We start from the raw sequence: 7,528 nt of genomic DNA, 5'->3' as shown, positions 1-7,528 counted from the left end.
GGGGGAAGGTTTCGTGGTCGTCGCGCGTTCCCCTCTACCCGGCCCGACGGGGATATTCGCGCGGCCCGGCGGCGTTGCCCTGAAGCAAGTAGACTCGGGCTTATAAGACTGGAGGGAGCTGTGACCTCACACGGCCTGATCGATACCACGGAGATGTACCTCCGGACGGTTTTCGAGCTCGAAGAGGAGGGGATCATCCCTCTTCGGGCTCGCATCGCCGAGCGGCTCTCCCAGAGCGGCCCGACGGTGAGCCAGACGGTCGCGCGGATGGAGCGCGACGGGCTGCTGCGGGTCCAGGGCGATCGGCACCTCGAACTGACCGAGAGCGGCCGCGGCCTGGCCACGCGCGTCATGCGCAAGCACCGGCTCGCCGAATGCCTGCTGGTCAACGTGATCGGCCTGCCCTGGGAGGACGTCCACATCGAGGCGTGCCGCTGGGAGCACGTCATGTCGGAGGACGTCGAACGCCGCCTCGTCGCGCTGCTGGACAACCCGACCACCTGCCCGCACGGCAACCCCATCCCCGGTCTCGGGGAGCTCGGCGCCCCCGGAAGCGCCGCCGACACCCCGCCGCTCTCGGTGATGACCGCGGTGGCGAGCCCGGCCGGCGCCGCCGCCGTCATCCGCCGGATCAGCGAGCAGGTGCAGAGCGACAGCGACCTGATGCTTAAACTCAAGCAGATAGGGATACAACCGGGACGAGAGGTGACTCTTCGGGCTACCGATGACGGGGTGCGGGTGATCAGTGACGACGAGTCCGACGGGCCCGCGACGGAACTGGCGCGCGACATCGCCGAGCACGTCTTCGTCAGCAGGCGCTGAAGCGGCCGGGATGCGGGGCGGCTCCGTACCGGGACCGGTTCCGGCGGTCTATACCGAAGATCTCCGTGACATGGGGCTTTCCGGGCGTATCCCGGTGGCCCGTCCGTCGTTCAATACGACGGAGGGACAACGGGCGACGCCCGTGCCGCGGCATCCGGTGCGCACCGGGGCGGCGGTCCGGGCGGCATCGGCTACTGGTATCGGGATGGGGAGATGAGCCACTGGGGGGAAGCGCCTGACGAGGCGCGTCTGCCGCCCGAGACCGTCCTGAACCAGATGGAGATGGCGGTCATCGTCTGCGACCGCTTCAGCAACGTCATCTACGGCAACCACTTCGCGCGCCAGCTGTTCGGCTACGGCGGCGACGAGATCATCGGCCACTCCGTGCTGTCGCTCGGCATCGCCGAGGAGGACCACGAGCAGGCCACCGAGCTCGCCAAGCACGTCCTCAAGGGCGGCGTCTGGGAGGGCACGTTCTGCAACCAGCGCGCGGACGGCACCACCGTCTACACCCGCGCGCACGCCGTGCCGCTGCGCCACCCGTCCGGGGCCGTCGACGGCGTCGTGATCTTCGCGCGGGAGGCGCTGCGCTCCAACCAGCGCGAGCAGGACCGCTACGGCCTGATGGAACGCATCGGCGAGCGGCTCGCCGGGTCCCTGGAGCTGGAGAGCACGCTGCAGAAGGTCGCCGACACGCTCGTCCCGCAGTTCGCCGACCACTGCTTCATCGACCTGTACAGCGGCGACCGGCTCTACCGGCGGGTGTCGCGGCACGCGGGCGGCTGGGCGCCGCCGCCCGGCACCTGGGCCGAGGTCGGCGAGCCGGTCTCCTACCCGCGCGGCCACGTCAGCGAGAAGGCGATGAGCCGCCGCGACGCCGTCCTCGTCGAGGACATGATCCAGCACCGGTTCGCCGCGCCGAACGAGTCGTCCCGGCGGCTCGGGTCCGAGATGGGCATCACGTCGGTGATCTCGGCGCCGCTGCTGGTGCGCGGCGAGTTGCTCGGCGTGATGAGCCTTGCGCTGTCGAACCTGTCCAAGCGGCCCGACCCGCACTACGACGGGTTCGACCGCGACCTGATCGGCGCGATCGCCAGCCGCGTCGCGCTCGCCGTCGACAACGCGCTGCTGTTCGAGGAGGAGCGCGACACCGCGCTGGCGTTCCAGAAGCACCTGCTGCCCGGCGACCGGCCGCCCCGGCTGGACGGCCTGCAGATCGCCTGGCGGTACGAGCCGGCCCGGCCGCTGGAGTCGCACGGGCACGGCATCCAGACCCAGGTCGGCGGCGACTGGTACGACGTGATCCCGCTGTCGGCGGGCCGCGTCGGGCTCGTCATCGGCGACGTCGAGGGCCGCGGCGCCCGCGCCGCCGCGGTGATGGGCCAGCTCCGCGCAGCGCTGCGCGCGTTCGCCCAGGACGACAAGCCGCCCGCCGACATCCTGCGCAAGCTCGACGAGTGGGTCCGCACGATGACCCGGCCCGAGCGGATGCGCTCCGGCTGGAACAGCGACGACCTCGTCCGGCCGCCCCTGGTCTCGTGCACCTACTTCGTGTACGACGCGTGGTCGCGGCTGCTGGAGTTCGCCAACGCCGGCCACGACCCGCCGCTGCTGATCGTCGACGGCGAGGTCGGCGAGCTGCCGTTCGAGAGCGAAGGCGGCATGCTCGGCCTGCGCGCGCCCGGGATGGGCGGCGAGATCCTGTTCAACGAGGAGCGCAGCGAGCTGAAGCCCGGCTCCACCCTCGTCCTGTACACCGACGGCCTCATCGACCGGCGGGCGAAGGGGGACGGCGGGCACTACACCCGCGAAGAGGCGCGGGAGATGGTCCGCGCCGCCGTCGCCGAGGCCGCCCGCGGCGGCGTCGAGGCGATCGCCAAGGCCGCCTACGAGGCGGTGCCCGGCGACACCGACGACGACGTGGCGATCGTCGTGATCCGCACCGCCGGCGAGGAACTGGCGGTCGCGGAGCGGTCCTTCACCGCGGAGCCGATCATGGTGTCGGAGGCGCGCCGGACGGCCTCCGAGGCGTTCGCGGCCTGGGGGATGGCGGAGGAGCAGGCCGAACTCGCCTGCCTGCTGGTCTCCGAGGTGGTCACGAACGTCGTCCTGCACGCGACCGCGACGTCCGCCCCGCGCCGCGAGCCAGCCGTCCCGGTGTCGGCCGGTTCTCCCGGGCGCGGCGGCGAGCCGCTCGGCGCCCCGCCGCCCGTGCAGTTCAACACCGAGTTCACCGCCGAGTACGACGCGGGCACGCTCGGCGGCGACGGGTTCGACTCCGGCGCGTTCGCCGAGGACGACTGGAACCTCGGCGCCGACCTCGGCCGGCGCGAATCGCCGACCAAGGAGTTCCGGCTCCGCCTGCGGCGCGGTGCGGACGCCATCTGGGTCGAGGTGTTCGACTCCGACATGCGGCTGCCGCGCATCCGCAGCGCGGGCGAGACCGACGAGGGCGGGCGCGGCCTGTACCTGGTCGACCAGCTCGCCAGCCGGTGGGGCGCCCGCCCGACGGCGGACGGCAAGGCCGTCTGGTTCGAACTTCCGCTGACCTGACGCCCTGACGGCGGGCGCGCCGCGGCCTTACGCGGTCGCCGCTCAGCGGTCGCCGCGCCGCCGTGCGGGGTGCTCAGGGGATGGGTTCGGCGGCGACGTGCGCCCACGACTGGGTGAACCAGACCTCGCCGCCGATGATGCGGGGCTTGGCGCCGGTGCGCGGGCCGCCGTCCACCTCGTCGATCAGGGCCCGGCGGATGCGGCCGGCGGTCGCGTCGTCGCACGCCCCGGCGAGCCAGGGCTCCACGGGGCGCTCCACGGTGAACACGTCCAGGCGGCGGATGCTCCCGCCCGCCGAGGTGATCATCTCGGTGAGCCGGGCGATGGACGGGGTGCCGGGGTGGTCGGGGTCGCGCAGCCGCTCGATGCGGTCGCGCTCGGGGCCGGCGAGGTTGCCGCGCACCAGGTCGGCGATGACGACCCGGCCGCCGGGCCGGCAGACCCGCAGCAGCTCGCGCAGCACGTGCTCGGGATCGCCCAGGTTGTAGAGCGAGAAACGGGCCGTCACCAGGGAGAACGCGTTGTCGCGGTACGGCAGTGCGGCGGCGTCGGCCTTGACCAGGACGCGGTCCGGCCCCAGCGGGTGCGGTCTGCGGTCCTCGCGCGTCGCGGACGCCGGGGGCGTGTCGCCGTCGGCGATGCGGACCGGGCCCGTCCCGAACTCGACGGTGGACGTGCGCCCGTTCGTCCGCCCGTTCGCCGCGGCGGTGCCGTGCCCGCCGGGCGCGTGCGCGGGGGCGGCGTCCACGGCGGTCATGTGGCGCACCTGCGGGCCGAGCGCGGCGGGCATGGGGCCGCGGCCGCGCGCCACGTCCAGGCAGACGTCGTCGCGGTCGGGTTCGACGAACTCAAGGAGCCGCCTCAGGTGCGGGGCGATCGCGCCGCCGGTCTCGCGGGTCGCGGCCACCGGATGCGTGTTCACGGGGACTCCCTCGATCGGGCCGGCTTCGCCGGACGGGGTACCGCTCGCAGCCTGCCGCGCGGGGCGGCCGCATCCGGACGGGTCCGGGTGCCGCGCGGCCGTCTCGGCGGGGGCGTCGAACGGGCGTGAAGCCGGTTTCGCCAGTTATGACTCTCCGTCGAGGCGGTAAGTTCGGAGCCCGCCGGACACAATCGCGTCCCGTTTCGGATTCGCGGGCGGCGACGGCCCGTCAGCCGTTGAGGTGCTGCCCGTACATCGCCAGCACGACCAGCACGAACACGGTGATCACCGCGACCCGGGTCGGCATGGGCAACCGGAGGCGCACCGCCGCCCACCGCACGCAGAACGCGGCGAGCAGTGACACGACGACGAGGCCGAGGATGCCTTCCATGGTCACCTTCATCAGTCGGGGGAGTGCCGCCTGAAGAAACGATAGACGTGTAAGGAGGGGGTTACCCGCCGGTTCGGTGCCGGACAGGTCCCGCTAATCTCCTCTTCGTGGCAGATGTGAAGCGAACAGACGGCCAGGATCGGCTCGACGGCATGATGACCGGCCTGGCGCGCGGGCGGGTCGCCCTCGGCGTCGCGGCGGTCGTCGCCCCCAAGCTGACCGTGCGGGCCCTGGGCATCGGCGCCGGCGCCGACCCGGGCCGCGACTACATCGTCCGGGCGTTCGGCGCGCGGGAGATCGCGCTGGGCGCCGGCTACCTGCTGAGCAGGGACGACTCCGGACGCCGGCTGTGGGGCAGGCTCGGCCTCGCGGTCGACTCCCTCGACCTCATGGCGGGCCTGAAGACCCGTCCCGGCCTGCCGCTGTGGGTCACCGCGACCACGGTCGCGGTCGCCGGCAGCGCCACGGCGCTCGGCGCGGCGAAGGTCGTCGGCGACCTCACGCGCTGACCGCGTCCCCGTCCCGGCCGCCCCCGGCGGCCGTGCCGGGGGCCGCGTCCGCGCCGCACCGTGAGCGGAGGGCCGAGACTCAGCTCACATGGCGTTGCGCCGCGGGCGCTGTAATCTCATACTGACTAACCGAATCTCACTCGGTTTCGGGACGGAACCCCACAATTTGGAGGCGTAGTGGCCGAGGCGTACATCGTCGGCGCGGTCCGTACCCCCGTCGGTACCAAGAAGGGCGCCCTGAAGGACGTCCACCCGGCCGACCTCGGGGCCCACGTGCTCAAGGAGCTCGTCAACCGCACGGGCGTCGACCCCTCCGCGGTCGAGGACAACATCATGGGCTGCGTCATGCAGGTCGGCCCGCAGTCCCTCGACATCGCGCGCACCGCGTGGCTGTCGGCGGGCCTGCCGGAGAACGTGCCCGGCGTGACCATCGACCGGCAGTGCGGGTCGTCGCAGCAGGCGATCCACTTCGCCGCGCAGGGCGTCCTGTCCGGCACCCAGGACCTCGTCGTCGCGTCCGGCGTCGAGCAGATGGCGATCGTCCCGATGGGGTCGTCCGTCGCGATGGCCCTGGAGAAGGGCATGCCCTTCCCCTACGGCGACGGCTGGGCCGAGCGGTACGGCCAGCATGAGATCTCGCAGTTCCGCGGCGCGCAGCTGATGTGCGAGAAGTGGGGCTTCAAGCGCCAGGACCTCGAGGAGTTCGCCCTCGAGAGCCACCAGCGCGCCAGCAAGGCGATCGAGGCCGGCTACTTCGACCGGGAGATCGCCCCCCTCGCCGGCCTGTCCAAGGACGAGGGCGCGCGCCCGGACACCACCATGGAGAAGATGGCCGGCCTCAAGCCGCTCCGCGAGGGCTGGGACATCACCGCGGCCGTGGCCTCGCAGATCTCCGTCGGCGCGTCCGCGCTGCTCATCGCGTCCGAGGAGGCCGTCAAGCGGCACAACCTCACCCCGCGCGCCCGCATCCACACCCTCGCGGTCTGCGGCTCGGACCCGGTCTACATGCTGACCGGCCCGATCCCCGCCACCGAGAAGGCGCTGGAGCGCAGCGGCCTGAAGATCGACGACATCGACGTCTTCGAGGTCAACGAGGCGTTCGCCCCGGTGCCGATGGCGTGGGCCAAGGACACCGGCGCGTCGCTGGAGAAGACCAACCCCAACGGCGGCGCGATCGCGCTCGGCCACCCGCTCGGCGCCACCGGCGGCGTGCTGATGACCAAGCTGCTGCACGAGCTGGAGCGCACCGGCGGCCGCTACGGCCTGCAGACCATGTGCGAGGGCGGCGGCCAGGCCAACGCCACCATCATCGAGAGGCTCTGAGGCCCTAGCCCCAGAGCTCGCGCGGCCAACGCCGCATCGCTTCGCTAACCGCCCCTTGGAGCTTCCTGCTCCAAGGGGCGGTTAGCGTGCTCGGGTGACCACGGAAGGGGCTGCGGCATGTACGAGACGATCCGCTACGAGAGTGCGGACCGGGTCGCCCGGATCACGCTGAACCGGCCCGAGGCGCGCAACGCGCTCAGCGACGAGATGATCGACGAGCTGCTCGACGCGTTCGAGCGCGCCAAGACCGACCCGGGCGTCCGGGTCATCGTGCTGACCGGTGCGGGCGACCGGGCGTTCTGCGCGGGCGCCGACCTCGGCGGGCTCGGCGCGAACGGCCTGGCGGCGCCGGAGGCGATCCGGGAGAGCGCGCCGTTCCGGCTGTTCACCGCCTTTCCGAAGCTCGGCAAGCCCGTCATCGCCCGGCTCGCCGGGCACGCGGTCGCGGGCGGCCTCGGGCTGGCCGCCGCGTGCGACCTGGTGATCGCCGCGGACGACGTCAAGCTCGCGACCCCCGAGGTCAACGTCGGCCTGTGGCCCATGATGATCATGGCGATCATCAACCGGAACGTCGCGCCCAAGCACGCCTTCCGGCTGTACTACACCGGCTCCCGCATCACCGCCGCCGAGGGGCGCGACATCGGGCTGGTCAGCGAGGTCGTGCCGCGCGCGGAACTCGACGCGCGGGTGGCCGAGCTGGCGGGGACCATCGCGGCCAAGAGCCCGCTCGGCCTGCGGCGCGGCCGCGACGCCTTCTTCGCCATCGAGGGCCGGCCGCTGGAGGACCAGGTGGCCCACCTGCTGGGGGAGCTCGTCGAGCTGGCCGCCACCGAGGACGCCAAGGAGGGCATCACCGCCTTCCTGAAGAACCGCCCGCCGGACTTCACGGGCCGCTGAGGCGCCCGCCGGCCTTCGGTCAGCGGCCGGGCGGGGACGTCGGGCCGTACGGCCCGCCCCCAGGCGGCGCGTACGGGCCGTTGGGGGGCCGGCCGTCTGCCGGGTATGTCC

General features: G+C 72.8%; 7 protein-coding genes. 5 read left to right on the top strand and 2 right to left on the bottom strand.

All coding sequences use genetic code 11. The features are described from left to right. Positions 1–120 precede the first annotated feature (120 nt). Together E1200_RS28920 and E1200_RS28915 are read left to right on the top strand one after the other, a co-directional pair. Positions 121–822: a metal-dependent transcriptional regulator gene (locus tag E1200_RS28920; protein ID WP_131955245.1), complete on the top strand. Its 702-nt coding sequence runs from the start codon at positions 121–123 to the stop codon at positions 820–822. A 213-nt stretch (positions 823–1,035) separates the two neighbouring features. Further along, positions 1,036–3,375 carry a SpoIIE family protein phosphatase gene (locus tag E1200_RS28915; protein WP_131955244.1) on the top strand — a complete coding sequence of 780 codons (2,340 nt, stop codon included), beginning with the start codon at positions 1,036–1,038 and terminating at the stop codon, positions 3,373–3,375. Between the two features lie 73 nt (positions 3,376–3,448). Here the strand turns inward: E1200_RS28915 and E1200_RS28910 are convergent, their stop codons facing one another. Together E1200_RS28910 and E1200_RS34085 are read right to left on the bottom strand one after the other, a co-directional pair. Next, on the bottom strand, positions 3,449–4,297 hold the full coding sequence (locus tag E1200_RS28910; protein ID WP_243708910.1) for a methyltransferase domain-containing protein: 849 nt from the start codon (positions 4,295–4,297) through the stop codon (positions 3,449–3,451). A gap of 229 nt (positions 4,298–4,526) precedes the next feature. Next, the gene (locus E1200_RS34085; RefSeq protein WP_165950507.1) at positions 4,527–4,700 is read right to left on the bottom strand and encodes a hypothetical protein; all 174 of its coding nucleotides are present in this window, start codon (positions 4,698–4,700) and stop codon (positions 4,527–4,529) included. A gap of 95 nt (positions 4,701–4,795) precedes the next feature. Between E1200_RS34085 and E1200_RS28905 the strand changes: the two genes are divergently transcribed. From E1200_RS28905 to E1200_RS28895, 3 genes are all read left to right on the top strand, one after another. Beyond that, positions 4,796–5,197, top strand: coding sequence for a hypothetical protein (locus E1200_RS28905; protein ID WP_243708909.1), 402 nt, complete (start codon positions 4,796–4,798; stop codon positions 5,195–5,197). Between the two features lie 177 nt (positions 5,198–5,374). Beyond that, positions 5,375–6,520: an acetyl-CoA C-acetyltransferase gene (locus E1200_RS28900; RefSeq protein ID WP_131955243.1), complete on the top strand. Its 1,146-nt coding sequence runs from the start codon at positions 5,375–5,377 to the stop codon at positions 6,518–6,520. Between the two features lie 117 nt (positions 6,521–6,637). Beyond that, complete coding sequence (locus tag E1200_RS28895; RefSeq protein WP_131955242.1) at positions 6,638–7,417, top strand: enoyl-CoA hydratase-related protein; 780 nt, start codon at positions 6,638–6,640, stop codon at positions 7,415–7,417. Positions 7,418–7,528: the final 111 nt, after the last annotated feature.

It is taken from the genome of Actinomadura sp. GC306, from assembly GCF_004348665.1.
Classification (GTDB): Bacteria; Actinomycetota; Actinomycetes; order Streptosporangiales; family Streptosporangiaceae; genus Spirillospora.
This window is presented reverse-complemented; position numbering and strand designations above follow the sequence as displayed.